This window comes from Barnesiella sp. ET7, from assembly GCF_024733785.1.
Classification (GTDB): Bacteria; Bacteroidota; Bacteroidia; order Bacteroidales; family Barnesiellaceae; genus Barnesiella; species Barnesiella merdigallinarum.
On the sequence record NZ_JANRHM010000019.1, the window covers coordinates 39,623 to 66,071 of the forward strand.

Below are 26,449 nucleotides of genomic sequence, written 5' to 3' on the forward strand. Positions count from 1 at the left end.
TCATGCAGGCCAATAGGGTGAATCCCAGACATATCAGCATACTGTGCATCGTCCTGTGCATCTTGTTCGCGGGTGGCTATATCGCGCGGCAAAACTACCGGCTCGCCCAAGCCTGCCAAACGGCCTCGCCCTACGACTACATCCCGGCCGGAGAGAGCCGGGCCATTCTCGAGACCACCCCGGCCCTGCCGCCCGACTCGACCGCCGCCCTGCCCTATTGGCAACGCGCCCGCACGCTGGTGCGCCTGTGGCAAGAGATTCGCACGGCATCGGCCCTGCCCGAAGTCGATACCATCGTACTTTCGTTCACCCGCGACGGCAATGTGACCCTGTGGTACCGCACCTCCCCACAAGAGCAGAAGAGCCTTGCCCGGCGGCTGCCCCGTCTGCTCTCAAACGACTATCGACCTGTATACCACACGCATGACGAAATATCCGTGCGCCACTATCCTTTGCGCAACGGTACTTTCCTGCACACCCTTTCGGCCCCGGGAGTGATGGCCTTCTCGTTCGAGTCGGCTCCCTTCCGCGAAGCCCTCGAAACGGTCGACGTACTGGCTCGCCGCGAGCAGTTTACCAAAACCTTGCGCTCGCTCGACATTCAAGCCCCCGCCCGACTTCTGCTTCAGGTCAACGACCTGGGCTACCGCAGTTCCGGCCGCTGGCAGGGGCAGACTATCTATCCTCACACCTCCGCACCCGACACCCTCCCGGCCACCCCGACCGACAGCGCCCGAGACACAAAAAAATGTCCCGCCCCCTGCAACAGGGAACGGGACAGCGGGCTGACACTCCCGAACGCAACAGCCTGAGGCCGTACACCCGGGAAGTTCCTTCAAAATCGTTTGAAATCAGAGGTCTTGCGATTCTCGCTACCGGTATCGCGGCGGCTCACCCACGACTCCTTGCGTCGTATCTTCACCCGTTCGTGACCACAATGGCGACATCGGTACAGCTCCCTCACCTTGTCGATGCGCACCCGGTCGACCCAGGTCTCGACCTCCTCGTCGAAGTGCTTCTCTTCCCACTCCTTTTCACGCCCCTCCACCTGCCCGTTGCGTGTACGCTCGGTGTAGGCGGTCGTCGTGCCGGTATGCGTGCGGCGCTTCACCGCCTCGCCCTTCCGGTCCCTATACCGCTGGCTGAGTACCTCGGTACTCACCAGTTCGTGATCTTCGAGCCGCTTGCAGCGAGGGCACCTCAACCCTCGGTAGAGCCCCCAGAAGAGCCCCACGACCAGAATGGTAATGACCCATACCAGCGGATAGGCCGAGATAAAGGGATAGCCCCGCAACAGCATCAGCTTGGGCCACAGCCAGAAACCGAAAAGAATGCAGGCCGCTATCAGCAGATTGACCGCCCAGTTGGGCACATAGTAGAGCGGGCGACGCAACGCCAGCAGCCCCATGAGCAGACAGAGCGGCAGAAAGGGAACCAGATTCAGGAATATCCCCGACAGCAGCCAGGTCGACATCACGGCCGGAAATTCGGGGCGCGAAATGACCCACGAAAAGAGGTCGGTGATATGAGCCCGCAAGCCATCGCCCCCCATCATCGGTTCGTGCGAGGTAACCGCCGAAAGCCAATGTCGGAAAGAGGTAGGCCAATAATGCGACCCGGCAAACGAGCCGTCGGGGTTAAAGGTAAATGAGACCCGAAACATGTTCCACCAGTCGTCGAGCAGCACCAGATTGGACACCACCACAATCGAGTCGGGTGTCGTCTTCACGCTGTTGACCGTCACCCGATCGTACAGCCGCTCCATCGAAAAATCCGGGTCGTCAATCATTCGGAGGTATTTACGGAACGAAATCTTACGGTCCTGCTTGAGTGAGCGCTCCGGCAACCCCTCGGGAGCCACCGCCACCCCGGCCGGAATCACGCCCCGGAAACGGCCGTCGGGTGTCTCGGCCCAGACCATCTCGCCCTGCCGGGCCAACAGTCGCAGCGAATCGCCCGGCGAAATATGCAAGGTATCGGAGAGATCACCTCCCCGCCCCACAAACATCGGCCCCTCGGACACAGCGACAGTCCGGTAATCGGCCTTATGCCCGAAACTGGCAGTCATCAGCACGAGCGTAATCACCGAAACGGCCACAAGAATAGCCATCTGCCTCCACAGCGGCAGCTTCAGGAATTTCGAAAAAATCCAAACTATCGGTTTGAATATCCACTTCCACATGGTCGTCGGGTTTTATGATAAATGATACGTCTGTCGTCCCCTGAAATACAGTCCCTGTAAATTCAAATTATCTACAAATATAGATTAAATTAAGAAAATACAAAATAAATAACACCGCTTTTGCTATTCAGCCATTCATTTTTCTCCTTTACAGAAATCGGGAAAAAAAGATATAGACCTTCCTCTCCTTGCCACAAATAGACTTACCGGATTTACCCCACCCCGCACAATAACCTCCAACAGATTGACCACCGAATAGGCTTGAGAAAATTTCTGGATACCGCATCAAGTGCGGTATGCCCCAAACCTCCGCATCGAATGCGAAATGACGGGCTGGGTATTTCTGGATACCGCGTCGTAGCGTGGTATGACAGGCGAGGCCCCTCGCAGGGGATACGGGGCCAGAAGGGCACAAAAACAAAAAGGTCGGTAACCGCAAGATTACCGACCTTTTCGAGTGTCCGAGATGAGATTCGAACTCACACGAGCCAACGCCCACTACCCCCTCAAAGTAGCGTGTCTACCAATTCCACCACCCGGACATACGGTATCTCGTCTCTCATCTTGGTGCCCAGAACAGGACTCGAACCTGCATGCCTCTCGACACACGCACCTGAAACGTGCGCGTCTACCAATTCCGCCACCTGGGCATTTATTGTACATCGATAGAGATACCGATGGAGCGAAAAACGGGACTCGAACCCGCGACCCCAACCTTGGCAAGGTTGTGCTCTACCAACTGAGCTATTTTCGCATTTCATCATTTCAAAGCCTTTTTCGGAACGCTTTCCGATGGTCGAGCGAAAAACGGGACTCGAACCCGCGACCCCAACCTTGGCAAGGTTGTGCTCTACCAACTGAGCTATTTTCGCGATTGCGAGTGCAAAGATAAACCCTCTTTTTGACTTATGCAAGAGCTTTGCGAAATTTTCTCAAACATTTTTTTCATCAAAACGGGTTACTGTTTGATAAATAATTGGTTATTGCTCGCAAGAATTTTTACCGATGAGCGAATAAAATTCGCGGCGCCACTCGGGTTGCTCAAATTTACCGGTACAATCGTAGGTAACGGTGACGGCTCCCTGCTTCTCGACGCCCCGCATCTGCATGCAGAGGTGACGGGCTTCGACCATGACGATGACCCCTTCGGCCTCGAGGGTATCGGCCAAGCTGTGGCAGATTTGCGCCGTGAGACGCTCCTGCACCTGAAAGCGGCGGGCATATACCTCGACCAGGCGGGCTACCTTGCTGAGCCCTACGATGCCCTTGGTGGGGATATAGCCTACGTGCACCTTCCCGAAGAAGGGGAGCAGATGGTGCTCGCAGAAGGAGTAAAACTCGATGTCGCGCACGATGACGATGCGCGAACCCGTATGCTCGAAAATGGCCGAAGATATGACGTCGTGTGCCGACTGACGATAGCCTCTGGTCAATTTCATCATGGCTTTGGCGGCCCGCTCGGGGGTCTTGCGCAACCCTTCGCGATCGGGGTCGTCGCCCAATAGAGAGATGATAGCCCGATAGTGTTCGGCCAATTCCTTGCAAACCCGTTGTTGCTCTTCCGGGCTCATAACCTGTTCATCCATGAATCTAATTTATTCGGTAAATCCTTGATGTATCTGTATTTGTATCTTATCGCGCACAATTCGCATCTCGCGAGCCATCTGGGGGAACTCCCGCCTCAACTCCCGCAGGGCGTTGCCGGCCTCTTCGTAGGAACGGAAATCGCCTACTCTCAGCCGCCAGAAGGGCGAAGTGAAGGTGACATAGGTGTCCAGCTCGGGGAAGGCCTGCCGGATGAGCCCCTCTTTGTAGAGGGCATTGTTCTTGGCGGTGCGGTAGTCGTTGTCGGAGAAGACCTGAATGCGGAATCCCGACGACTGGGCATAGCCCTTGTTGCCGTCGTACTTGACCACGCCTTCGGCCCGGCTTACCCGCTTGGCCAGCTCGGCCGGTTGCACCACTTTCACTTTGCCACCGGTCTCGGGACGCTCGAGGTACTGTACTATCGAGGTGTCGGAGACTGCGACCTGGGCTTGTGCCGTCGCGCCTGCCGCTCCTATCACGAGCAGGGCCAGTATTACATGTGATTTGCGCATAACCTACAACTTTTCAAAAACAATGAGGCTGCAAAAATAAGAATTTATTCCCACTTTTGCAGCCTCTGTGAAAATCTATTTTATTAGAATGCAGTAATAATGCCCATGAACGAGTCGGCTTTCAGGGCAGCACCACCAATCAGACCACCGTCTACGTCGGGTTTGGCGAAGAGCTCGGCAGCGTTGCTGGGCTTGCAGCTACCACCATAGAGGATCGAGGTGTTCTCGGCTACTTCGTTGCCATATTTCTCGGCAATGGTCTTGCGGATGAAGGCGTGAATCTCTTCGGCTTGGTCGGCCGTAGCAGTCTTGCCGGTACCGATGGCCCAAACCGGTTCGTAAGCCAGGATGATTTTACCGAAGTCTTCGGCCGAGAGGTTGAAGAGCGACTCTTCTACCTGTGCTTTTACGACATCGAAGTGTTTGCCGGCTTCGCGCTCTTCCAGAACTTCGCCGATGCAGAAGATGGGAGTAAGACCGTTGGCCAGAGCCAGGAGGACTTTCTCTTTCAGGATTTCGGGAGTTTCGTGATAATAGGCACGACGCTCGGAGTGGCCGAGGATTACGTATTGTGCACCCGTCGAAGCGACCATCTTGGCCGAAACTTCGCCCGTGAATGCGCCTTCGGTCTTGTCGGCACAGTTCTCGGCACCTACACCGATACGTTTGGTGTCGATAGCGTTTACAACCGATACCAGGTGAGTGAACGGAGTGGCGATGATTACATCGCATTTGGTAGTTACACCGGCCAGAGCGGCATCGATTTCTTTAGCCAAAGCCACGCCCTCTTGAACGGTCGTGTTCATTTTCCAGTTTCCTGCAACAATGTTTTTTCTCATAACAAATCTTTTTTAGAGGTTAAAAAAATTATTGTATTTCGTTTTGTTTCTCATTCTCGTTTTTCGGTTCGCTCCCGGGCGAATCAGATTCAGCCGCTGGGGCTGCCTCTTCGGGTTGGGGCGATGCGCCTGCCGCCTTAGCCTCTGCAGCCTTCAAGGCTTCATGCTCGGCTTTGCGCCGGCGGCGTATGCGGTTGAGCCTCCACAGCTTCACCCGCCCGATAATCATGGCCACGGTCTTCTCGGTCAACAGCAAGAAGAGCATGGGTATGACATAGAGCATCGCGATGAATCCCAGGCGATGGCGGGGCCTGTAGACCTCGGGCCGGCCGTAGTCGAGCTGGTCGAGCGGCTGGGTGAGCAGGGTCTCGTCGGGCAGTTGCGAGGGTGCGGTCTTGCGCAAGATGGTGCCCCCCTTGAGCAACAGCACGCAGGGATTGCCCCGGGCTATGGTGCGAATGGTGGTTCGGTCCATGAAGTAGAAGGGGTACTCGGCTCCGGTATTCTCGAGCCAGGTTATTATACCCCGCGGGTTCGAGGCGGTGACGCAAGCAAAGGCGTAACCCCGCTCCACACAGTAGTCGTAGAGCTCGTTTATGCGGTCTACCTCGCTGTCGTCGGCCCGTTCGAGGTCGGGCGAAAGCAACAGGATGCGGTAGTTTTCGTCGCTCAGAATTTCGTCGGAAATATCGTCTTCGCCCCGATAGACGGTAAACTCGTCGATGGCAGGCGCCTGCGGCCGGGTGCTCTCAATCACCTTTTCGCGCCGGTCGACAAAGGTCCACCCCTCCTCTTCGCTGGGGAGACTGTCGAGGGAAAACTCTTGTTGCTGCCCATCCTTTTCATAGATGAAGATAAACTCGTGCTGAGGCTCGCTGGCGGCAAGGGCCTCGGGTATGTTGACCCCAATCTTGTAGGGACGGAAATCGAGATAGGGCTGGTAATTGATGCCGATATAGGCAAAGAAGAGAACAAAGACCAGCGAATAGAGCCCCGTGAGCCACTGCACCTCCTTGTTGTAGAGGGCTCGCAACCGCTTGTTGGTATAGAGCAGAAATATGGCACCACCCAACAGAACGACATTCTTGAAGAAGGTGGCCCAGTTGCTCAGATGGACGGCATCGCCGAAACAGCCGCAATCGGATATGGGATTGGCAATGGCCAGATAGAGTGTGAGAGGGGTCATCACGCAGAGGAAGAGGAAGACCAGCCGCGGCGTGGACTTGCGGTACGACCCGAACAGCAGATGAACACCCAGCAAAAACTCGACCACCGAGAGGGCTACCGAGAAGAGCAGAGTGAACGACGAGAGAAACTCGAGGTGAAATGCGGCGAAATAGTCTTCAAACTTATAGGCGGTACCGTATGGGTCGACGGCTTTTACAAAGCCCGAAAAGACGAACGTCCCCCCGACAATCAGGCGGGAGAGAAAAACAAGCCACTGTATCAGAAGGGCTTTGCGTTTCTCGTTAATCGTCTTGCTCTCCATACTCTATCTTTATAAGGCCAAACAGCGAGTAGTTAATCATGTCCATGTAGTTGGCATCGATACCCTCCGAGACGAGAGTCTTGCCTTCGTTGTCTTCGATTTGCTTGGTACGGCAGATTTTGGTCAGAATCAGGTCGGTATAGGAACTGATGCGCATGCTGCGCCACGCCTCGTCGTAGTCGTGGTTCTTGGCATACATGAGGGTCTTGGTCTCGGTCATGTACTTGTCGTAGAGGGCCAGGGCCTCGTCGTTGCTGATGTCCTCGGTATCGGCATAGCCGAGATGCAGCTGGATGAGCCCGATGATACCGTAGTTGACAATGCCGATAAACTCGGAGCGAATGCCTTCATCGATTTTGCTTTCGCCCTTCGTCTCGATGCTTCTGATGCGTTTTGCCTTGATAAAAATCTGGTCGGTGAGCGACTGCGGACGCAGGATGCGCCACGAAGCGCCATAGTCTTTCAGCTTTTTGACGAACAGATCCCGACAAATAGATATTACATGCTCAAATTGCGCTACCGTATCGGCCATAACTAATCTTTTTTTTTAACTCACCCCGGCACCAGTATCCAAAGCCTCGAACACGAGAACCTTACACCTCGGCCGGCATGTGCGGTTTTTATCCCTGCAAAGTTACAATTTATTCCTAAAACTTGCACTCAAATGGCGATTGATATTTAGTCCGAGGGAGAGGGTGCTCTCTCCCCCACCCACTCCGCGCTAAAAGCCGAAGAACTCCATCAGCGCATCGGTCTCCTCCTCGCCCTCTTCGATCGAAGCGATATACTTGCGGGCTATCGTCCGACTCAAAGAGGTGGCGTTGGCATTGTCCACACACTTCTGGAACCAGGCCTTGGCTTTGGAGAGGTCGCTATCGATATATGCCGAAAGGCCCATATAGCATTGTGCCAAAGCATCGCCCTTGCTCGACATCAACAGCAGCTCGGCAATCGAAAGCGTGAGGTAGTTGAGATCCGTACGGTTCTGCTGCTGCAGCCACTTGCGGCAACAGTGGGCTGCCGCCAGCATGAAATTGCCCTTCTCGTAATACTTGAAGGCTATCTGGTAATCCCGGATTACACCAATACCCTCTTCATAACAGACGCCCAGTTTGAAACAGGCATCGTTCTCGCCCTGCTCGGCAGCCTCGGTATACCAGTAGGCAGCTGTCTTATAGTTGCGGTCCACACCCAAACTGTTGTAGTAGCACTCGCCCAATTGCAACGAGGCTTTGCCATATCCCTGTTTTGCGGCTTGACGCCACCAGTACACGGCTTGCTCGTAGTTCCCGTCGTCGAAATACTGCTGCCCCAGCACATACTGTGACACATCGATTCCCGACTGGGCATTGACCAACGTCGAGGGGTCGACATGCGAGCCCGACGATGACGAAGAAGTGGATGCCGTCGAGGCCGACGTTGTGGAACTGCCGTCGGCCGACAGGCCCAGTTTGGACAGCCGCTGGCGGGCATCCTCATTGCCGCTCGCAGCCGCCTTGCGATAGTAACTGATGGCCAGCGACCGGTTGGAGGCAACCCCCTCCCCATTTTCGTAACACCAGCCCAGGTTGTAGCAGGCCGAAGGGAACTCCTGGTCGGCCGCCTTCTTGTACCACGAGGCCGCCTTTTCGTAGTTCCGCTCGACACCCCGTCCGTAGTAGTAGCACTCGCCCAGATTGTTCTGCGAGAAGCGGTTGCCCTGGTCGGCGCTGCGGCGATACCAGTACGCCGCTTCACCGAAATCCCGTGCGGTGCCGTAACCATTTTCATAGAAATAGCCTACCCACGACTGGGCATAGGCATCGCCTTGCTCGGCCGATTTCTTGGCCCAATAAAAAGCCTTGCTGTCATCTTTCGGGGCCCCCTTTTCCCCCTTCCAGTAGCACATGGCCAAATCGTACTGTGCATCACTGTTTCCGCTTTCGGCCTGTTGCTGGAGAGTAGCCAGCGACTCGGCCCAAGCCGTTGCCGTACTCAAGAGGAGAGCGAGTACGAGGCTTGCAAACATACGTTTCATTTCCCTTTATAATTATGATATTCAACGAATAATAGTCCCCTATAAAAAAGCCCGACTCCGTGCAGGGAACCGGGCTATATAAGGGGTCGTATCAAAGGATGCGATGAAACTCCGATAGACAGGATTTGAGGGCCCCCGCTCCTTTGTAATCCACCGTGCAAAGCAAACCTCGAAAGGTTGTGGCCCGCCATTGGAACGGAAAGCGTGTCTCGGCATTTCATAATTTTTGATGAGTTTCCCAATCTACTCTGATACGACCGGGCTTTCTCTTTCTCTTTGATACAAAGCTATACAATTCCTTTGAATAAACAAAATATTTCGATAAAAAAATTTAGGGACCCCCTGTGCGGGAATCCCTAAACAGCTATAATAAAAGAAGATTATGCGTCTCTCTTATTTCACTTTCTCGACGATAGCCTTGAAAGCCTCGGGGTTGTTCATGGCCAGGTCGGCGAGAACCTTGCGGTTGATTTCGATGCCGGCTTTGTGAAGGGCGCCCATCAGTTTCGAGTAGGACATGCCTTCGAGGCGAGCGGCTGCATTGATACGTTGAATCCACAATGCACGGAAATTACGCTTATTGTTTTTGCGGTCACGGTAAGCATAGGTCAAACCTTTTTCCCAAGTATTTTTGGCAACGGTCCAGACGTTTTTGCGCGAACCATAGTAACCGCGGGTAAGTTTAAGAATCTTTTTTCTTTTTGCTCTTGAAGCAACGTGATTTACTGATCTTGGCATAGTTTTTTTTGTTTTGAATGTTAGCGCTACCGTTCAAGGTAAACTTCAAGCTAAAAACATTCGGTTAATAAATTTTGAAACTACTCTTTTGTGTGAGAAAATTTTTCGGAAACCCGTCGAGCATTATTTCAAGCCCAGCAATGCTTTTACATTGTTCACATCGACCGTCTTCAGCGTAGTCATGTGAGTGAGGTTTCTTTTTTGCTTTTTCGTCTTCTTCGTCAGAATGTGGCTTTTGTAAGCATGTTTTCTCTTGATTTTTCCTGTTCCGGTAAGGGCGAACCTCTTTTTGGCACCGGAATTAGTTTTAATCTTTGGCATTTTACTAAATTTTAATTTTATAATTGAATGAATAGTCTGTCCTATCTCTTCTTACTTTTTCTTGGGGCTTATCATGATAATCATGCGCTTCCCCTCGAGAACCGGCATCATCTCTACCTTGCCATAGTCTTCCAAGTCGTTGGCAAAACGCAGCAACAGCACCTCGCCCTGCTCCTTGAAAAGAATCGAGCGGCCTTTGAAGAATACGTAGGCTTTCACCTTGGCACCTTCGTTGAGGAAGCCGATGGCATGCTTCAACTTGAAGTTGTAGTCGTGATCGTCGGTTTGCGGTCCGAAACGAATCTCCTTCACCACAATCTTGGTCGATTTGGCCTTCTGCTCCTTCTGCCGTTTCTTCTGCTGATAGAGGAATTTCTGATAATCCAGAATCTTGCATACAGGCGGTACTGCATTGGGAGAAATCTCGATCAAATCGAGACCTTGCTCGTCGGCCATGTGCATAGCTTCCTGTATGGTGTAAACACCCTGCTCTACATTATCGCCGACCAGACGCACCTCTTTGGCACGGATGCGTTCGTTGACACGATATTGATCTTTAATGTCATTCTTTTTTGCAGGCATAGGTCTGTTAGGCCTACCGGACTGCGGTTGTGGTTGTGGTTGTGGTTTTTTCTCCATTCAGATTACCATTCTTTGAGTAATTCTTCTACTTCTGCATTTAAATTTGCGGCAAAGGTAGCAATTTTCATCGAACCTTTATCACCTTCGCCCTGTTTTCTTACAGAAACTTCACCATTTTCGGCCTCTTTTTCACCAACAATGAGCAAATAGGGAATCCGTTTCATCTCGTTGTCGCGAATCTTACGGCCAATCTTTTCGTTACGATCGTCGACGATGGCACGAATATCTTGCTCGGCCAACTGGCTGGCTACCTGTTGTGCATAGTCGTTGTACTTGGCACTGATGGGCAGGATAGCTACCTGGTCGGGGGTGAGCCACAAGGGGAATTTACCGCCGGTGTGCTCGATGAGCACGGCTACAAAACGCTCCATCGAACCGAAGGGGGCACGGTGAATCATGACGGGGCGGTGTTTCTGGTTGTCGCTGCCGGTGTATTCAAGTTCGAAACGCTCGGGCAGGTTGTAGTCGACCTGAATCGTACCCAGCTGCCAGCGACGGCCCAGAGCATCCTTGACCATGAAGTCGAGCTTCGGTCCGTAGAAGGCGGCTTCGCCATACTCTACACGGGCTTTCAACCCTTTTTCCTCGCAAGCCTCTACGATGGCACGTTCGGCCTTCTCCCAGTTCTCGTCGCTACCGATATATTTCTCGCGGTGAACGGGGTCGCGCAGCGAAATCTGAGCTTCGAAGTTGTCGAACTTCAGGGCCTTGAAGATAATGAAGATAATATCCATCACCTTGAGGAACTCCTCTTTCAACTGGTCGGGACGGCAGAAGATGTGGGCATCGTCTTGCGTAAAGCAACGTACACGGGTCAAGCCGTGCAGCTCGCCGCTCTGCTCGTAACGGTATACCGTACCGAACTCGGCGAAACGCAGCGGCAGGTCTTTGTACGAACGGGGCGATACTTTATATATCTCGCAGTGGTGCGGGCAGTTCATGGGTTTGAGCAGATACTCTTCGCCCTCCTCGGGAGTGTGGATGGGCTGGAACGAGTCTTTGCCGTATTTGGCATAGTGGCCCGATGTTACATAGAGCATCTTGTTACCGATGTGCGGCGTGATTACCTGCAGGTAGCCGAAGCGTTTCTGCACCTTGCGCAGCATGGCCTCGAGGCGATCGCGCAACTGGGTACCGCGGGGCAACCACAAAGGCAGACCGGGACCTACGTTGGGCGAGAAGGCAAAGAGCTCCATCTCCTTGCCAATCTTGCGGTGGTCGCGTTTCTTGGCCTCTTCGAGCAATACGAGGTATTCGTCGAGCATCTTCTTCTTGGGGAAGGAGATACCGTAGACGCGCACCAGCTGTTTGCGCGTTTCGTCGCCGCGCCAGTAGGCACCGGCCAGCGAAGTAATCTTCACGGCCTTGATGAGCCCGGTATTGGGCAAGTGCGGGCCACGGCACAAGTCGGTAAATGCGCCTTGCGTATAGGTGGTGATAGTTCCGTCTTCAAGTTCGCTGATGAGTTCGACCTTATACTCTTCGCCGCGTTTGCCAAACATGTCGAGGGCATCGGCTTTGGAAATTTCTTTCCGTACGATGGGGTCTTTGTGACCGGCCAGCTCGAGCATCTTGGCCTCGATGGTGGGGAAATCGGCAGCGGTAATGGTAGCTTCGCCCGGGTCTACATCGTAGTAGAAACCATTTTCAACAGCCGGACCGATACCGAATTTGATACCGGGATAGAGCTCTTGCAGGGCCTCGGCCAGCAAGTGAGCCGACGAGTGCCAAAAGGCATGCTTGCCTTCGGGATCGTCCCATTTGAAGAGTTTGATGGCCGCATCGGCAGTAACGGGACGGGTAAGGTCCCACTCCTGACCATTGACAGTTGCGGCAAGAACTTCCTGTGCCAACCGGGGGCTGATGCTCTCGGCAATCTGTAAAGGGGTAATGCCAGACTCAAATTCCTTTACCGAATTATCGGGAAATGTAATCTTAATCATCTTTTCTTTCCTTTATCTTTTCAACAATTCTTGAAAAACGTCTCTATATTGATACGCAAATTTTATTCCATATATGGTGGCATCCGGTGTGTACCTTTATACCAAGGCACAAAAGTAATAATTATTTCATTACGGAAACGGATATTTATAAAAATCTTTTAGTCACTCAACCGTTTCAACAGATTGTAGGCTGCCACCACGCCCAATTCGCCGGCTTTACTCAAATCGGCAGTACCGGCAGCGGTGTTGCCCTGCCTCAAGTAGACGAGACCGCGATTGTAGTAGGCGTCGCCAAAGTCGGGACGCAACTCTATGGCCCGGGTGTAGTCGGCAATAGCTCCCCGATAGTCTTGTTGCGAGCAGCGCAGGTTGCCGCGATTGTAGTAGGCATAGATGAATCGGGGCGAATCTTCAATCACTTTTTCGTAGTCGCGCAATACCATTTCGTACTCCATCTTCAGGTTTTCGTTCCCCAGTGCCGCAAAGCCCATCGGGGTAAAGTCGTTGCCCTCTTTCTTGCGCTGGGCCTGGAAGTCGAGATTCTGAGCCGATGCCGAAGAGATTTCATACTCAATCTGCTTGGCCCGCACGACAGCCCGCAGGAAGTAGGCCATGGTGAAGTTGCGGCTGGTCATAATGGCCCGGTTGAGGTCGTCGAGCGCACTGGCAAAGTCTTGCACGAGCATGAAGTCGACCGCCCGGCCGAAGTAGGCCAACGGGTTGGAGGGGTTGATCTCGATCAGACGCGAGAAGTCGTTGATCGAAGAGAAATGGTAGTTGATCTGGTCGGAGAGCAAAGCGGCCTCGGAGTTGGTAAGCAGCAGTTTCTTGGCGAAAACATGGGTATCGTTGAGCTCTTCCAGCTCCTTGACATAGTAGATGTTCTGGCGCACGGCATCGGGGCGCTCGTAGTAGGTGAGCACATACATGGGTTGTATCGACACCTGCACGTTTTGGTCTTGCACCCGGCCACGTATCTTGTTCTCATACTCGGGTTTGTACTCGGTTTGGGCATCGGCCACGAGTATCTGGTTGAACTTGTTGATGTTCTTGTCCGACTCGGAACGCTCGTCGGCAGCCTGTCCCGATTTGCTCGTGGTACCGGCGGCAGCCGTAGCCTCGTCGATGGGTTCGTACTTGGTCTTCTTCTGCAGGTCGAGGGCCAGCATGAAATCTTTCTCGCCCCCCTTCATATCGCCCATTTTACGCTTGGCCTCGGAGCGGGCAAAGAAACCGGCGGCAAAGTCGGGGTACTGCTTCAGCACCACGTCGAAGTCGGCAATGGCTTTGCTGTAACTGCCTATCATATCGTAGAGCAGGGCCCGGTTGTAGATGGCAAAGTAGTTGTCGGGCTCGGCCTTGATTACCTCTGTAAAGTCCGATATGGCCTTGTTGCGCTCACCCACCTGCATGCGCAGGAGACCGCGGTTGTAGTGGGTCATGGTGTTGCCGGGGTCGAGCTGGAGTATGTGGTCATAGTCGGCCATGGCACCTTGCAGATCGTCCTGGTGATACTTGATGCGGGCCCGGTTGAAGTAGTACGAAACCTCCTTGGGGTCGAGCCGCAGGGCCTCGTTCATATCGGCCAGCGCCGAGTCGTAGTCGGCATCGTGCAACACCTTGATGATGGCCCGCTGGGCGTATGCCCCCGACATGTACTTGTCTATCGAGATAGCCTTGTCGATATCGGCCATGGCCTTGATGGTGTCGCCCTTCTCGAGGTAGAACTGTGCCCGGCTCATGTAGCCGTTGTAGTAGTTGGGATGCAGGGCGATGAGCTTGTCGAAACTCTTTTCGGCCTCGTCGTATTTTTTCAGTTGCACCTCAGCAATCGCCTTGTTGTTCAGGAAAGTACGATCTTCGGGAGCATAGCGAAGCCCCTCGGTATAGTCATCGATGGCCCCTTGATAATTACCCAGATTCTGCCGGGCGATACCCCTCACCTGGTAAGCGTTCACGATAAAGGGGTTGCGCTCGATACAGAGCGTGCAATCCTCCTCGGCACCCTTGTAGTCGTCGAGGCTGAGCTTGGCGATACCCCGGTAGAAATAGGGCTCGGCCATATAGGGTTTCACCTTGATTACCTGATTGAAATATTGCATCGACAAGATGTAATCCTCGAAGTAGAGAGCGTTGCGCCCGATATTCATCACCCGGTCGGTGTTGATCTGAGCCACAGACCAGAGAGAAGAGAGCGAGAACAACAATAGTATGGTGTAGGACTTGATTGTAAGTTTCATTAAACGCGTAACATGATTATCAGACAAATGTACGCAAATAATGAGAAATCATCGCAAGGGCGTGAAAATTTTATAAGTTTTTTCTTTTCTCGCCACCGCCATGAACATTTTTTACAGCCGGCTGTCTTATAGGGAACAGACCAAACTTTTTTATTATCTTTACACCCCCAAAAATTTACACAGACATGACAACAGACAAACATAACGAAAATGAGTTGAAGCACCTCGTCATCGTGGGTGGCGGGTTTGCAGGCTTCCTGCTGTCGAAAAAAATCGACCACCGACAATACCGGGTGACACTGGTAGACCGGAAAAACTTTCATGCTTTCCCGCCTCTGTTTTACCAGATAGCCTCATCGGGTCTCGAGCCGGCGGCCATCTGCTTCCCCTTCCGAAAAGAGTTGCGCAAACTGCGTCACGTGCGGTTCCACATGGGCGAAGCCCTCTCGGTCGATACCGAAAAACGAGAACTCATCACCAACACCGGGACCATCCCGTACGACTATCTGGTGCTGGCCACGGGTACGACCAACAACTTTTTCAACATGCCCGAATTGCGGGAACGGGTCTATACCCTTAAATCAACTGCCGAAGCTATCAGACTGAGAAACGAGATATTGTTCTGCTTGGAGCGGGCCTGTACCTGCGCCGATGCCGAATCGCGCCGCACGCTGCTCTGCTTTACCGTCGTGGGCGGAGGTCCTACCGGAGTAGAGATTGCGGGTGCTTTGGGTGAAATGAAGAAGTACATTCTGGCTCGGGAATACCCCGAGATCAGTCCTAGCGATATGCGCGTCGTTATCGTCGAAGGTTCAGACCGCCTCTTGCAGAATATGAGTACCGAAGCCTCTACCAAGTCGCGCCAATACCTCGAAGAGCTCGAGGTCGAGGTGATGACGGGCCATACCATGAAATCGTTCGAGAACTATGTGGCAAGCCTCGACAACGGAGAGCAAATCAAAAGCCATACCCTCATCTGGACCGCCGGTATCACCGGCCAACCGCTGGAGGGTATCCCGGCCGAATCTATCGCCAGAGGAAAACGCATCATCACCGACGAATACAACCGGGTGAAAGGGTGCGACCGCATCTTTGCCATCGGCGATATTGCCCTGCTTACCGAGAAGAATTACCCCAAAGGCCACCCGCAGGTGGCCCAGGTGGCCATCCAACAGAGCGAACTGCTGGCCCAGAATCTGAACAAGGGGAGCTTCGACACCCCCTTCCACTACAAGGACAAGGGCAACATGGCCACCATCGGCCGCAACAAGGCGGTAGCCGACCTGCCTCACCTGAAGCTCTACGGCCGTCCCGCCTGGTTCACCTGGATGGGAGTACACCTCGTATCCATACTGGGTATGAAAAACAAGATTATCACGCTGCTCAACTGGTGCTGGTACTACTTCACCTATAACGCCACGCTGCGGCTGCTGATACGTCCTACCCGATTCCCGAAACGGAACGAGGAGTAACCGCCCGGTCACACACCGATACTTTTTTTTTGTAAACAGATAAAATACGGAACCATGAGATACAAGTTGCTTACCCCGCTGGGCGTGCTGTTGCTCCTGTCGTTTACAGCCTGCAAAACGACCCAGAAGAGCGCTGTCGTCGAAAAGGAGGAGACCGAAACGCAAGAGCCCCGCAAGATACCGACCATCCCCCGCGAAGAGTTCGGCGGGACGTGGATTATCGCCACGGCCGAACGCCACGACGTGGTGGGCGAAACACCGGCCGAAATCACCTTCGACCTGGCCACCGGCCGCATCTATGGCAACGACGGCTGCAACGTAGTGAACGGCACTTTCGCCCTCGGCGACGAGAACGAGCTGGAGTTCGGGTCGCTCATCTCGACCCAAAAGGATTGCGGACCCGAAGTGACCGACCGCGCCGTACTCCGCGCCCTGAACAATACCCGCTCCTACAAGCGGGCTCACGGCGACGAGTTGCGCATCAGACTGTGCGATCGTCGGGGCCGCACCGTAATGACACTCGAGAAGCGACAGGTCGACCTGCTGAACGGGGCCTGGCGAGTGACAGCCATCGAGGGAACCGCCATCGCCGAAAAGCAGCCCAAACTGGTTATCGACATACCCGAGGCCAAACTCTCGGGCTTTGCCGGCTGCAACCGCATATTCGGGCACATCGCACTGGACGGGACTCCCTGTGGCATTGCCTTCACGCAGGTGGCCTCTACCCGCAAGAGCTGCCCCGAGATGGAAACCGAGACCCAGTTGCTCGCGGCTCTCGAGCTGGTGACCGGCTTCTACCCGATAGACGACACCCACGCCGTGCTCTACCAACACCCCGATACCCCCCTCATCACCCTCGAGAAGGGACTTTAATCGGGCCAAACCCATCCAAGAAATTGTTTTGTCACAGGAAATAAATGCCCTCGAAAGGTGCATTTGTTTCCTTTTTTTCGTATCTTTGTGAAAGATAGGAGGCGGTTTGACATTGCCCAACCCAGACCCCTGTTCCGGTTGGCCTCTGCACTCAACTTTCGCTATCCTTGTAAAAGACAGAAAAACCAGAAGGAATCGAATGATGAAAAACACAATCTTTCATTGAACCCTAATCCTTCACTTCTCGATTGTATCAGTGTCAGTCCTGCATATTCACCTTAAATAAAATAACTGCTTATGAAAAAAATTTCTACTCTTCTCCTGTTGGCCGCTCTCTCTACCGGCTCATTCAGTCTGCAAGCCACCTATTCGGGGGTGGGCACCTTCAACAAGATTGCTTCGGCCAGTGAAATCACTACGGGGTCATACGTATTCATGGCCAACGACCAAGCCATGAGCAACGACTTCAACAAACGCTTCACAGCCGTAGCTCTCACTTATGCCGACGGTACCAAAACATCGATTACCGACCCCGATGCCAGCATCGTCTTCGACATCGTAGCCGATAACGGTACCCTCACCATCACCAACGGCGACCGCATCGTGGCCTACAAGGGCGACGGTACCGAGTTTACCTTCAACACCAGCCACGCTCAGGATGCCACACTGGAACAGTGGACGGCCGCAGATGGCACGAAAGGTATCATCGTGAAAAACGTAAACACCAACACCCGCTACATCATGTTGCGCGAATCGTCGGGTACCTTCGGTGTCTATGCCAGCTCGAACGAAAACAACTCGGACTACTTCACCCTCACCTTGTTCAAGAAGGCCGACAACGGCATCTCGCCCGAATTGGCCTTTGACAACGGGAAAGACCGCTACAAAACTTTTGCCGAGGGGTATACCTTCAGCAGCACAGCCTCTTCAAAATCGGCAAGCCCCATCGCATACAGCAGCTCCAACACGGCTGTCGCCACCATCGACAACAGCGGCACCGTGACCCTCAAAGGTGTGGGTGAGACCGAAATCAAAGCCGAAGTGGCCGCCAACGACACCTACGAAGGTGCCGCCGTCAGCTACAAACTGACCGTAGTCAACCCGTCGGCCGAACTGCCCTATGTGACCAGTTTCAAAAACGGTCTGGGCGACTGGCTCAACTACTGCGTAACCGGCACCCTGCCCTGGGAGTCGCACGAGAACTACGGTGCCCAAATCAACGGCTACAACAAGGGGTCCAGCGAAACCTGGCTGGTATCGCCCACTGTATCGAACGAGACGGTATACCTGGCTTTCTCGGCCTACACGAAGTATACCGGCAGCGAAGGCACCGGCCTGTTCCTGCTCTACTCGACAAACTTCGACCCCAACGCCATGGATAGCCCCGCCGAGGCAACCTGGACCGAAATCACCGACCAGGCCAACTGGCCGGCCGAAGGTTCGGGCGAAACCGTAGCCTCGGGTACCATCACGCTCTCGGGCTTGACGGCTCCCGTTCGTGTCGCCTTCAAATATACCTGTGGCGAAGAAGCTTCGCAATGGTCGCTCACCGACTTGATTCTGTCGAACCAGACTCCCGGCTCGGTCGACGAGACTACCCTCTCGGGTCTGAAGGTAATCAGCGGTCGAGGCGAAATCACGCTTCTCACCGACCAGGAGACCGAGATTGCGGTCTATGCCCTCACCGGAGCCCAGGTACTCCGCACCACTGTGGCTGCCGGCAGCACACCTATTGCCCTGCCGGCCGGTATCTATCTGGTGAACGGTGTTAAGGTTATCGTATTCTAAGGAAACTAAAAAAAGAGTCTATTCCCAAGGGCTGCACCCGAAACATCGGATGCAGCCCTTGCTCTTTACGGGTCAGTCGACATCAAGCCGACTTATGAAAGCAAACTAATAAAATAGTTTATATACTATTATAATAATTCCATTTGAAACTATAAGCCTCTTCACGCTCCCAGCTCGACAGCTTCTGTAAAAAATGAAGCCGACCGATACCGGGTGACCCGGATATACATAAGAACTCGCCGACGAGAAGTCTATCTCGCCGCTTGCGTCAAGACCAGAAACGGGCGGGAAAGCCAGTAGAGGCAGATATGAAGCCCGAAATAATCGGGAGGTGTGATTTTGCAAACAGAGGAGAGCGGGAAACGACAGGTATAAAAAAAGAGATAGTCACCCGTGAGAGCGACTATCTCTTGAGTGACTCCAACAGGATTCAAACCTGTAACCTTCTGATCCGTAGTCAGATGCTCTATTCAGTTAAGCTATGGAGCCAATCCTTAATTTTGTTTTTTCATATCGACCGCCCTCGCTCGGACGGCTTTGCTCTGAGTGACTCCAACAGGATTCAAACCTGTAACCTTCTGATCCGTAGTCAGATGCTCTATTCAGTTAAGCTATGGAGCCGTTTGCGGATGCAAAGATAAGTATAATTTTATTCGCGTGTATCTTTTTTTCGAGTTTTTTTATCGCTTTTTTTTGCAGAAACTGCTATCGGTCCTATTTTCAGGCGCATAGAACTCCATTTTTTTTACTCGAGGAACTTGGGACTGAATACCAACAAACCTATATTGATACCGAAATTCCAGTTGCGAGCGGGATAATCGTAGTAGTTGGCATAGAGAGCTATCGAGGCAAACGAGAGATTCAGCACCACCGAGCTCTCGCCCATAAAGTGATATTTGGAGAAAGCCCGCCCGTAATAGGGCTCGTAATTGGCCCCTTCGTATATCTGTCGGAAAGGAGCAAAAAGGTAGAACTCGTTGCGGAATTGCAGGTTGTTCATAATCTTCCAGATGGGAATGACACCTGCGGCCAGATATTGCGTGGAGCGGAAGGCCGGGTTGAAGATGGTCTGGCTGTGCGGCGTAGGGGTAAAGGCCGGAGCTTGGGCTATGGTCGAGGTATAGTTGCTCAGGAGCCCCTTGCTCGAGACGACAGCCTTACCGCGAAGGCCCAGCACGAATTTATTGCTTATCGGGAGATAGGTGTGTATGTTGCCCTCGAGCTGCAGCCACGAGAGGGTTTGTGTCGAGTTGGACTGCAAAGTGGTGTCGTAGGGGCGGAACCGCTCTTTGCCATAGGCAAGCAGCCCCAGCACCGAACAGTCGGTGCCGGCCGTGGGATACATGTAGCTGTCGAGGTTGTTGCGGTCGAACTTCATCGAGGCCACAAACAGGTCGTAGCGGCTGCGGTCCTGCTCGTTGGTCGAGAAGTCTACGGTATTGGACTGGTAATACTTGTCGGTCATCGAGCCATAGCCTACCGATACGACGGCTTTGGAACTGGTGAGGAAGGGCAACCCCAAACGCAGCTTCACGTACTGCTCGGACTGCGTGACAAACGAGGGCATGCGGTCGGAGTAGAAAAGGGTCTCGTTCTGGTAGAACTTCTGTTTCGACGCGACGGCCTGCATCTTGAGGTACATGGGAATGGCGGTCTTCAGGTCGAACCGGGCCGAGAGTATCCCCGACGTATACGACTGACCTATCTGCCCCGTGAGGTCGACATCGAGCGAGTTGAGGCTCACGGTGCGGTAATGGGCTCCGATGCAAATCTGGTTCGAACTGGTCGACGAGATAAAGCCTCCCATCCCCACCGACAACTGGTCGTGCACCTTGGCCTTGAGGTCGAGATTGAAGAGGCCGCTCGCCTTGTCGTAGCGAGCGTGGGGTATGAGGTCGGATATTTTCCCGTCGGAGATAGTCTTGTAGTAAGCCGCCTTGGCATCCTCGTCGGTAAAACGATTGCCGGTCTCGAATTGACGCCTGATATACTCCTTCTGCTGGTGATTTCCCCCCTCGACCGAGACGCTGTCGAACACCAGGTCGGGAGTCTTGCTCTTGAATACCATGCGCTGCAACTGCCGGGTCTCCTGCGACAACTCTCGGGGAATACGACTCTTGATCGAGTCCATCAGCTCCATGGCATAGTCATACCCGATTTTGGCAATCTGCCGGGCTTTGGGAAAATCGAGCAGTCCCACATCACTCAGATTGAACCGCATCAGAATACCATCCTCGGGATCGAGTGTATAGTCGCTCTTCTGCATAACCATATTCTCGATTTGGTTGATGAGGTCGTCTTCCTTGGGTTTATCTATTTTAGAGGCTACGATGCTGCCGATAATAATATCGGGGTTGAAGTCCGACTTCATCACATCGACCGGGAAATTGTTGTAGATACCCCCGTCGTAAACCAGCACACTGTCAATCTCGATGGGCTTGAAAACGAAGGGAAAACTCATCGAAGCCCGCACGGCATCGCCCAAATCGCCATCGCGCAGCACCAGCTCGCGCTTGTGATAGACGTCGGAAGCCACAGCCCGGAAAGGTACGAAAAGGTTGTCGAAATTCCCGCCGCACTGGGCCGAATAGGGGGCAAACAGGCTCATAAAGGCGTAGTTCATGGGGAACGGATTGATGAGGCTGTTGGGCAGGAAATGCGGCTCGAACTTGGTGGAGTCTTGCAAAGCGACGTTGAACGTAACGATTTCGGGCGTCGGGTCGGGTTTCTTGAAGTAGTAGACATAGCGCTCGTCGAAGATACCCCGCGACCACAGGTTGAAGTCGTCGGAGAGAATCAGGTTCAGCATATCGTCGGGCGTGTAGCCCATGGCATACCAGGCACCCACGATAGCCCCCATCGACGTACCGGCTACATAGTCGATAGGCACATTGTTCTCTTCGAGCGCCTTGATGATACCGATATGCGCTATACCCTTGGCTCCGCCACCACTCAACACCAAACCAACCGTCTGGGCCGGCACATGCACCCAGACATACAACGAGACTAACAGTAGCAACCAAATTCGTTTCATAGCCAATCGCAACAATTTCGAGATGCGACAATATTATACGTTATTTCGTTTCGGAGATAAACGAATCCTTAAATCCGATAAAGTAGAGCACACCGTCGAGCCCGATGGTCGAAATCGACTGGCTGGCATTCTCTTTCACCTTGGGTTTGGCATGATAGGCAATGCCCAGTCCGGCGGTGCTGAGCATGGGCAGGTCGTTGGCACCGTCGCCCACGGCTATGGTCTGGGCAATATCGACATGCTCGACCTGAGCGATGAGTTTCAGCAGCTCGGCCTTGCGGCGGCCGTCGACAATATCGCCCACGTAGCGGCCGGTCAGTTTCCCGTCGACAATCTCCAGCTCGTTGGCATAGACATAGTCGATGCCATAGCGTTGTTTCAGATAATTTCCGAAGTAGGTAAACCCTCCCGAAAGAATGGCTATCTTGAATCCGGCTCGTTTCAATACCTGCATCAAGCGGTCCACGCCCTCGGCAACGGGCAGCGATTCGGCAATCTCTTTCATCACCGACTCGTCCAAGCCTTTCAACAAGCTCACCCGACGAGCGAAACTTTCGCAGAAATCGATTTCTCCACGCATGGCCGACTCGGTTATGGCTTTCACCTCGTCGCCTACTCCGGCTCTCATGGCCAGTTCGTCGATTACCTCGGTCTCGATCAGGGTCGAATCCATATCGAAGCATATCAAGCGGCGGCAACGGCGGTAAATGCTGTCTTCCTGCAAAGAGATATCCATGCCTAACCGCGACGAAAGTTGCATAAACGACGACTGCATGCCCTCCTTATCCTTGGGAGTTCCCCGCACCGACAACTCGATACACGACTTGGGGGCGCGAATACTCTCGTCGAGAGGAATACGACCGGTGAGGCGTTGAATGGCGTCGATGTTCAGCCCCTGCTCGGCCACAATGCGAGTCACCTCGCCGATTTGCCGGGCGGTAATGCAACGCCCCAGGATGGTAATAATGTAGCGGTTCTTGCCCTGCAGCCCTACCCAGCTGTTGTACTCCTCCTCGCTGATGGGCGAGAAGCGGATATTCACGTCGAGCTCATAAGCCTTGAACAAGAGGTCTTTGAGAATGTCGCCCGACTTGGTCTCGTCGGTCTTGAAGAGGATACCCAGCGAGAGGGTGTGGTGAATATCGGCTTGGCCGATGTCCAGGATGAATGCGTCGTAACGCGCCAATACTTCGGTCAATGCCGTGGTTACACCCGGCTTGTCATCGCCCGATATGTTAATCAGTATAATTTCGGTTTTCGGTTTCATTTATTATACATCTTACGTTAATACCCCACTCGAGCGACAAGCTCCGTGGCAAACTTCACTCAATGGCTAATCGAGCGACACTCTCATAGCACCGTGTGCAAAGATAATGAAAGGCGAGCGCAGAGACAAATGGAAAACAAAGTTTTCAATTTGTCCTATGCCGAACCGCATCTTATCCAAAGATATGAAAAGTCGAATACAGAAAGTCAAACTTGTTTGAACTTTTTGTCGAGACGCATCCTATAACACCTAAAAGGGTCGCATCAAACTCCGTTTTAGAGTAGTGACGCGACCCTTTATTTAGCCTTTGGGATTCAAATTAAAAGTTCATCTTTTCAAAAATTGAATTTCGACACTTCATCTTACTATTCAACACGCCTCCATTTCAAACGGCCGAGATCGGCTGTACTATACGACATGATACTGTCCTCTATACTTAAATCCAAGAAACAGTACCCCAAGTCGTTTTCTTTATTTGAATCCTTGTAGTACTCGTACATTTCCCGATATGTATCCTTGCGGATTTCCTCCGCCCTTATATTGTTGTAGTCTATTCCCAATATGGAAGCTCCAAGGGCAGCATTCCACGAAAGTTCGCAATTCAGGTCTTTCACCTTCACGTCCAGTGAGGAGAGGTCATATCCCATGTACAAATCTCCTCCGATAATTTCCCACTCGCCGGATATTGTACAAACAATCTTGTAACTCTCATTCACCGTATAATATTCAGTCGCTGTCCCTATTGTGACCTTCTCCTTAAATTTACCTCCGTCTTTAGCGTTAGATTTCATGTATATAAATTTTACATCTTCCTCTTCTGTATAAGGTATGCCGTCTTCATCTTTTTGGGTGAAAGAGGTATGCCATGTACCGTCTAATTGTTCGGCCAATTGGGTGTCTTGACAGGAAGATAAACCAAGTATGCCCCACCCGCATGCCAGCAGGCATACGAATTTTCGCATTTTGTCATTCTTCAGTATTACCTTCATCGCTTTCTTCATTGCAACTTTCTATCTTCTTGACCGGCACCGTCCAATACCACAGGCCGCAACAACTGGCGATGTACAAAAGGGCAAATATGCGTTCGTATCGCTCATTGTCTTGGACTTCGACCATCATGTCCACTTGGAAGTCATCTTCGGTATATCCCTCATCTAAGTAGATTTGCCTCAATTCCAGCATTTCTGTTTGCGTGTATCCGGTTTTGCTGTGTATTTCTTCGCCGGTTTGCTCCAAAGCAATCCATGTCCCATATGCAGAGAGCAGCGTCCAAATTGCAAACACAAGACCCAACACCCAACGCTTCCAACCGTAAATAATCCGGTATCCCTCTGTCCCATTAAACAGATATATGGTCGTATAAAGAAAAACGACGAACCCCAATAATCCGCTGTATATGTCGTAATCAGCATTATACCATGTGTGCGTTTCGTAATAGATAGTATCTACTACAAGTATGGCGAGAAGCACAATCATATATACAATGTATCCCCCTAACCCGGCATTTGTGTGTTTTGATTTTTCAATCAGGTTTACTATTTCTGTTGATTTTTCGTTACTTAGCATACTGTTAAAATTTAATTGTTAAACATTTTTTCAATATACCATAGATTGTCGCATCAATGCGGTCAATAAAAACCATGCGTTTATACAATCTCTATTTTTTCATCTCATACCCATCAAATCAATCTAAAAGTCACCGGTAATGTATAACGCACCCTCACATTTTTCCCGTTTGTCTGACCGGGAGTCCAATGCGGCATACTGTTTATGAACCGTAACGCTTCTTCATCGCAAGCCGGATCAACGCTGCGTATTACTGTGGCATCGGAAATGGAGCCATCTGTATTGACAATAAACTGCACGATTACACGCCCCTGAATACCGTTCTCTATTGCCACTTCGGGATATCGCAAATTACTTTCATAGTATTTATTCAATTGATCGCGGCCACCGGGAAATTCCGGCATTTGTTCCACCACGTCAAACACAGATTCTTCTACAAGGGCATTTTCAAGCGTTTCTTCCTCCACCGCTTCCAACTCATTTTCTACTTGTTCCTCTATCGAGGTTTCAGGTACTTGTTCTTTACTCGCCTGTCGGGCAGTTGCTTGTTCCTCGTTTGTAGAAGGAGCGACAGGCACTTCCTCAGAAACGACTTGTGGAGTTTCTTCCGTCGGTACATTTTCGGCCACCAGTTCCATCTTTTTTACCGGCTTTCGAACCGCCTGTGTTTCCCGTTTGCTGGTTTTGGTCACTTGTTCTGTGCGTGGAGTGGTTTTATCGTTCTGCTTTTCTTCCTCGTTATCGTCGCTACACATAGCAATTAGGACAAGCACTATAAAGACAATAGCACCCCATTTTATCATCGCCGGGCTACAACCGGCTCCACTACCGCCACTACCGCCACTACCGCCACTACCGCCACCACTACTACTACTGCTACTACTGCTACTGCCACTACGGCCAGAGTCTTGCTGGAGTCTTCTGCTTTCCATTTCAGATCTTTGGGCTTCAATTTCACATCTCCTGCTGCAATAACGAACTTTATTATTTGCTGTAGAGCTTTTAAAATCATATCTACAACCGCACCATCTACAGTTACAATATCCCATTTTTATATATTTTTAATTGTTAAACATCTTTTATTATCTCTTGCTTGCAAAATCATCTACAATAGCCCGATAGCGCGCTTCCATCTCCCCTTTCGGCAAACGCGCACTCGGATGATTCGTCCGATAGGCAGGAATGGAAAGTTCCGAAGATATCACTTGCGCCACCTCATTTACGGCATAAGGCGATAGCGCCGAAAATTGCGCATCGTACCAGTTGTCGCGGATACGTTCATCATACGTCCCGGTCAGGAAAAGCAGGAGGTCGGGCTTCAGGATACCGATCTCTTCACGGATAACCGGGAAATGCGCTCTTTCCAACGCATAAATCTCCGGGCCGCAGAAACCTGTACCTTGCGCTTTACCTATCTTTACCAGATTGTTCCATACATAAGCTATACGCTTGCCGGGAAAGGCTGCGTTCAGCGACATGGCAAAGCGGTTGAAACCATAATGAAACGTGCCATAACGTGTCCCGTTATAACCGAACGTGCCGTCATGGTAGTAAGAGGCATAAAAATCTTCATAAATCCCCATCACGGCCTCCACCGATACATTAGGGGAGAACACAGGAGAAGGAGGCGTGCCAAAATCGTCATTTTTCCCTACCCAAGAATTTGTTTCCTGTCCGAAAACCATCACTTTCAGATCTGCGTCGGTGTACCAGCTTTCTGTGGGCCGGTCGTCTTCCCATCGTGTCAGCCCCAGCAAAAACGGATAAGCCGGTTTCACCCCCGTTTTCTCGCCGCAAACCACTGTTTGCAAGGCGTCGCAAAGCTCTTCCCATTTAGAAGCATAAAGAGCTTTTAGCGGTTCGTGCAACTTCATTATTTAGAATCATAGTTACCTGCAACGACTCCTTTTGCCGGACATAATAATAATGATTAACAACG

The 26,449-nt window shown here is 52.2% G+C and carries 23 protein-coding genes and 6 tRNA genes; 4 read left to right on the forward strand and 25 right to left on the reverse strand.

What is annotated here, in order from left to right; genetic code table 11:
- Window positions 1–17: 17 nt before the first annotated feature.
- A complete protein-coding gene (locus NW211_RS11525; protein ID WP_258327924.1) occupies window positions 18–812 on the forward strand; it encodes a hypothetical protein in 795 nt (264 codons plus the stop codon).
- A gap of 23 nt (window positions 813–835) precedes the next feature.
- Here NW211_RS11525 and NW211_RS11530 read toward each other — a convergent pair whose 3' ends face one another.
- From NW211_RS11530 to NW211_RS11605, 16 genes are all read right to left on the reverse strand, one after another.
- A complete protein-coding gene (locus NW211_RS11530; protein WP_258327925.1) occupies window positions 836–2,182 on the reverse strand; it encodes a hypothetical protein in 1,347 nt (448 codons plus the stop codon).
- 458 nt (window positions 2,183–2,640) lie between these two features.
- Window positions 2,641–2,724 (reverse strand) — tRNA-Leu (locus NW211_RS11535).
- Between the two features lie 23 nt (window positions 2,725–2,747).
- Window positions 2,748–2,832 (reverse strand) — tRNA-Leu (locus NW211_RS11540).
- A gap of 28 nt (window positions 2,833–2,860) precedes the next feature.
- Window positions 2,861–2,936: transfer RNA gene (locus NW211_RS11545), tRNA-Gly, on the reverse strand.
- A 45-nt stretch (window positions 2,937–2,981) separates the two neighbouring features.
- Window positions 2,982–3,054, reverse strand: a tRNA-Gly gene (locus tag NW211_RS11550).
- 108 nt (window positions 3,055–3,162) lie between these two features.
- Window positions 3,163–3,753, reverse strand: a complete 591-nt coding sequence (gene folE, locus NW211_RS11555; RefSeq protein WP_258327940.1) for a GTP cyclohydrolase I FolE — start codon at window positions 3,751–3,753, stop codon at window positions 3,163–3,165.
- A 24-nt stretch (window positions 3,754–3,777) separates the two neighbouring features.
- Window positions 3,778–4,281, reverse strand: coding sequence for an SPOR domain-containing protein (locus NW211_RS11560; protein WP_087409428.1), 504 nt, complete (start codon window positions 4,279–4,281; stop codon window positions 3,778–3,780).
- A gap of 83 nt (window positions 4,282–4,364) precedes the next feature.
- On the reverse strand, window positions 4,365–5,120 hold the full coding sequence (gene tpiA, locus NW211_RS11565) for a triose-phosphate isomerase (protein WP_087409427.1): 756 nt from the start codon (window positions 5,118–5,120) through the stop codon (window positions 4,365–4,367).
- 28 nt (window positions 5,121–5,148) lie between these two features.
- Window positions 5,149–6,609, reverse strand: coding sequence for a BT_3928 family protein (locus NW211_RS11570; protein ID WP_258327926.1), 1,461 nt, complete (start codon window positions 6,607–6,609; stop codon window positions 5,149–5,151).
- A complete protein-coding gene (locus NW211_RS11575; RefSeq protein ID WP_087409426.1) occupies window positions 6,590–7,141 on the reverse strand; it encodes a DUF1599 domain-containing protein in 552 nt (183 codons plus the stop codon). The genes NW211_RS11570 and NW211_RS11575 overlap by 20 nt, the downstream gene beginning before the upstream one ends.
- Before the next feature lie 189 nt (window positions 7,142–7,330).
- Window positions 7,331–8,626 carry a tetratricopeptide repeat protein gene (locus NW211_RS11580; RefSeq protein WP_258327927.1) on the reverse strand — a complete coding sequence of 432 codons (1,296 nt, stop codon included), beginning with the start codon at window positions 8,624–8,626 and terminating at the stop codon, window positions 7,331–7,333.
- 393 nt (window positions 8,627–9,019) lie between these two features.
- A complete protein-coding gene (rplT, locus tag NW211_RS11585; RefSeq protein ID WP_008860709.1) occupies window positions 9,020–9,364 on the reverse strand; it encodes a 50S ribosomal protein L20 in 345 nt (114 codons plus the stop codon).
- Window positions 9,365–9,487: 123 nt separating this feature from the next.
- Entirely contained in the window at window positions 9,488–9,685 is a 198-nt protein-coding gene (gene rpmI / locus NW211_RS11590; RefSeq protein ID WP_087409424.1) for a 50S ribosomal protein L35, read from the reverse strand.
- A gap of 51 nt (window positions 9,686–9,736) precedes the next feature.
- Window positions 9,737–10,267: a translation initiation factor IF-3 gene (gene infC / locus NW211_RS11595; protein ID WP_087409423.1), complete on the reverse strand. Its 531-nt coding sequence runs from the start codon at window positions 10,265–10,267 to the stop codon at window positions 9,737–9,739.
- 62 nt (window positions 10,268–10,329) lie between these two features.
- Window positions 10,330–12,270, reverse strand: a complete 1,941-nt coding sequence (gene thrS / locus NW211_RS11600) for a threonine--tRNA ligase (RefSeq protein WP_087409422.1) — start codon at window positions 12,268–12,270, stop codon at window positions 10,330–10,332.
- Window positions 12,271–12,428: 158 nt separating this feature from the next.
- On the reverse strand, window positions 12,429–14,510 hold the full coding sequence (locus NW211_RS11605; protein ID WP_258327928.1) for a tetratricopeptide repeat protein: 2,082 nt from the start codon (window positions 14,508–14,510) through the stop codon (window positions 12,429–12,431).
- A gap of 185 nt (window positions 14,511–14,695) precedes the next feature.
- On the opposite strand from NW211_RS11605, the gene NW211_RS11610 reads away from it, so the two are divergent.
- The 3 genes from NW211_RS11610 to NW211_RS11620 all read left to right on the forward strand — a co-directional run bounded on the left by NW211_RS11610 (window position 14,696) and on the right by NW211_RS11620 (window position 18,643).
- Window positions 14,696–15,982 (forward strand): NAD(P)/FAD-dependent oxidoreductase, encoded by a 1,287-nt coding sequence (locus tag NW211_RS11610; RefSeq protein WP_087409420.1) that lies wholly within the window; start codon window positions 14,696–14,698, stop codon window positions 15,980–15,982.
- 54 nt (window positions 15,983–16,036) lie between these two features.
- Entirely contained in the window at window positions 16,037–16,855 is an 819-nt protein-coding gene (locus NW211_RS11615) for an META domain-containing protein (RefSeq protein ID WP_087409419.1), read from the forward strand.
- 297 nt (window positions 16,856–17,152) lie between these two features.
- Window positions 17,153–18,643: a DUF5017 domain-containing protein gene (locus tag NW211_RS11620; protein ID WP_258327929.1), complete on the forward strand. Its 1,491-nt coding sequence runs from the start codon at window positions 17,153–17,155 to the stop codon at window positions 18,641–18,643.
- A gap of 415 nt (window positions 18,644–19,058) precedes the next feature.
- Here the strand turns inward: NW211_RS11620 and NW211_RS11625 are convergent.
- The 9 genes from NW211_RS11625 to NW211_RS11665 form a co-directional block, all read right to left on the reverse strand.
- Window positions 19,059–19,132 (reverse strand) — tRNA-Arg (locus tag NW211_RS11625).
- A gap of 58 nt (window positions 19,133–19,190) precedes the next feature.
- Window positions 19,191–19,264 (reverse strand) — tRNA-Arg (locus tag NW211_RS11630).
- A 124-nt stretch (window positions 19,265–19,388) separates the two neighbouring features.
- Entirely contained in the window at window positions 19,389–21,677 is a 2,289-nt protein-coding gene (locus NW211_RS11635) for a patatin-like phospholipase family protein (RefSeq protein ID WP_258327930.1), read from the reverse strand.
- Window positions 21,678–21,717: 40 nt separating this feature from the next.
- Window positions 21,718–22,944 (reverse strand): phosphoserine phosphatase SerB, encoded by a 1,227-nt coding sequence (gene serB, locus NW211_RS11640; RefSeq protein ID WP_258327931.1) that lies wholly within the window; start codon window positions 22,942–22,944, stop codon window positions 21,718–21,720.
- Between the two features lie 365 nt (window positions 22,945–23,309).
- Window positions 23,310–23,945: a hypothetical protein gene (locus NW211_RS11645; protein WP_258327932.1), complete on the reverse strand. Its 636-nt coding sequence runs from the start codon at window positions 23,943–23,945 to the stop codon at window positions 23,310–23,312.
- Entirely contained in the window at window positions 23,911–24,510 is a 600-nt protein-coding gene (locus tag NW211_RS11650) for a hypothetical protein (RefSeq protein WP_258327933.1), read from the reverse strand. Before NW211_RS11650 ends, NW211_RS11645 begins: the two co-directional genes overlap by 35 nt.
- A gap of 113 nt (window positions 24,511–24,623) precedes the next feature.
- Window positions 24,624–25,265, reverse strand: coding sequence for an energy transducer TonB (locus tag NW211_RS11655; protein WP_258327934.1), 642 nt, complete (start codon window positions 25,263–25,265; stop codon window positions 24,624–24,626).
- Window positions 25,266–25,309: 44 nt separating this feature from the next.
- Window positions 25,310–25,468 carry a hypothetical protein gene (locus NW211_RS11660; RefSeq protein WP_258327935.1) on the reverse strand — a complete coding sequence of 53 codons (159 nt, stop codon included), beginning with the start codon at window positions 25,466–25,468 and terminating at the stop codon, window positions 25,310–25,312.
- Window positions 25,469–25,592: 124 nt separating this feature from the next.
- Window positions 25,593–26,384: a hypothetical protein gene (locus NW211_RS11665; RefSeq protein ID WP_258327936.1), complete on the reverse strand. Its 792-nt coding sequence runs from the start codon at window positions 26,382–26,384 to the stop codon at window positions 25,593–25,595.
- Window positions 26,385–26,449: the final 65 nt, after the last annotated feature.

Excerpts from the sequence above, each read along its gene's own strand:
- NW211_RS11530 (WP_258327925.1), bottom strand. The coding sequence starts at position 2,182 with ATGTGGAAGTGGATATTCAAACCGATAGTTTGGATTTTTTCGAAATTC.
- folE (WP_258327940.1), bottom strand. The coding sequence starts at position 3,753 with ATGAGCCCGGAAGAGCAACAACGGGTTTGCAAGGAATTGGCCGAACAC.
- NW211_RS11560 (WP_087409428.1), bottom strand. The coding sequence starts at position 4,281 with ATGCGCAAATCACATGTAATACTGGCCCTGCTCGTGATAGGAGCGGCA.
- tpiA (WP_087409427.1), bottom strand. The coding sequence starts at position 5,120 with ATGAGAAAAAACATTGTTGCAGGAAACTGGAAAATGAACACGACCGTT.
- NW211_RS11570 (WP_258327926.1), bottom strand. The coding sequence starts at position 6,609 with ATGGAGAGCAAGACGATTAACGAGAAACGCAAAGCCCTTCTGATACAG.
- NW211_RS11575 (WP_087409426.1), bottom strand. The coding sequence starts at position 7,141 with ATGGCCGATACGGTAGCGCAATTTGAGCATGTAATATCTATTTGTCGG.
- NW211_RS11580 (WP_258327927.1), bottom strand. The coding sequence starts at position 8,626 with ATGAAACGTATGTTTGCAAGCCTCGTACTCGCTCTCCTCTTGAGTACG.
- rplT (WP_008860709.1), bottom strand. The coding sequence starts at position 9,364 with ATGCCAAGATCAGTAAATCACGTTGCTTCAAGAGCAAAAAGAAAAAAG.
- rpmI (WP_087409424.1), bottom strand. The coding sequence starts at position 9,685 with ATGCCAAAGATTAAAACTAATTCCGGTGCCAAAAAGAGGTTCGCCCTT.
- infC (WP_087409423.1), bottom strand. The coding sequence starts at position 10,267 with ATGCCTGCAAAAAAGAATGACATTAAAGATCAATATCGTGTCAACGAA.
- thrS (WP_087409422.1), bottom strand. The coding sequence starts at position 12,270 with ATGATTAAGATTACATTTCCCGATAATTCGGTAAAGGAATTTGAGTCT.
- NW211_RS11605 (WP_258327928.1), bottom strand. The coding sequence starts at position 14,510 with ATGAAACTTACAATCAAGTCCTACACCATACTATTGTTGTTCTCGCTC.
- NW211_RS11610 (WP_087409420.1), top strand. The coding sequence starts at position 14,696 with ATGACAACAGACAAACATAACGAAAATGAGTTGAAGCACCTCGTCATC.
- NW211_RS11615 (WP_087409419.1), top strand. The coding sequence starts at position 16,037 with ATGAGATACAAGTTGCTTACCCCGCTGGGCGTGCTGTTGCTCCTGTCG.
- NW211_RS11620 (WP_258327929.1), top strand. The coding sequence starts at position 17,153 with ATGAAAAAAATTTCTACTCTTCTCCTGTTGGCCGCTCTCTCTACCGGC.
- NW211_RS11635 (WP_258327930.1), bottom strand. The coding sequence starts at position 21,677 with ATGAAACGAATTTGGTTGCTACTGTTAGTCTCGTTGTATGTCTGGGTG.
- serB (WP_258327931.1), bottom strand. The coding sequence starts at position 22,944 with ATGAAACCGAAAACCGAAATTATACTGATTAACATATCGGGCGATGAC.
- NW211_RS11645 (WP_258327932.1), bottom strand. The coding sequence starts at position 23,945 with ATGAAGAAAGCGATGAAGGTAATACTGAAGAATGACAAAATGCGAAAA.
- NW211_RS11650 (WP_258327933.1), bottom strand. The coding sequence starts at position 24,510 with ATGCTAAGTAACGAAAAATCAACAGAAATAGTAAACCTGATTGAAAAA.
- NW211_RS11655 (WP_258327934.1), bottom strand. The coding sequence starts at position 25,265 with ATGTGTAGCGACGATAACGAGGAAGAAAAGCAGAACGATAAAACCACT.
- NW211_RS11665 (WP_258327936.1), bottom strand. The coding sequence starts at position 26,384 with ATGAAGTTGCACGAACCGCTAAAAGCTCTTTATGCTTCTAAATGGGAA.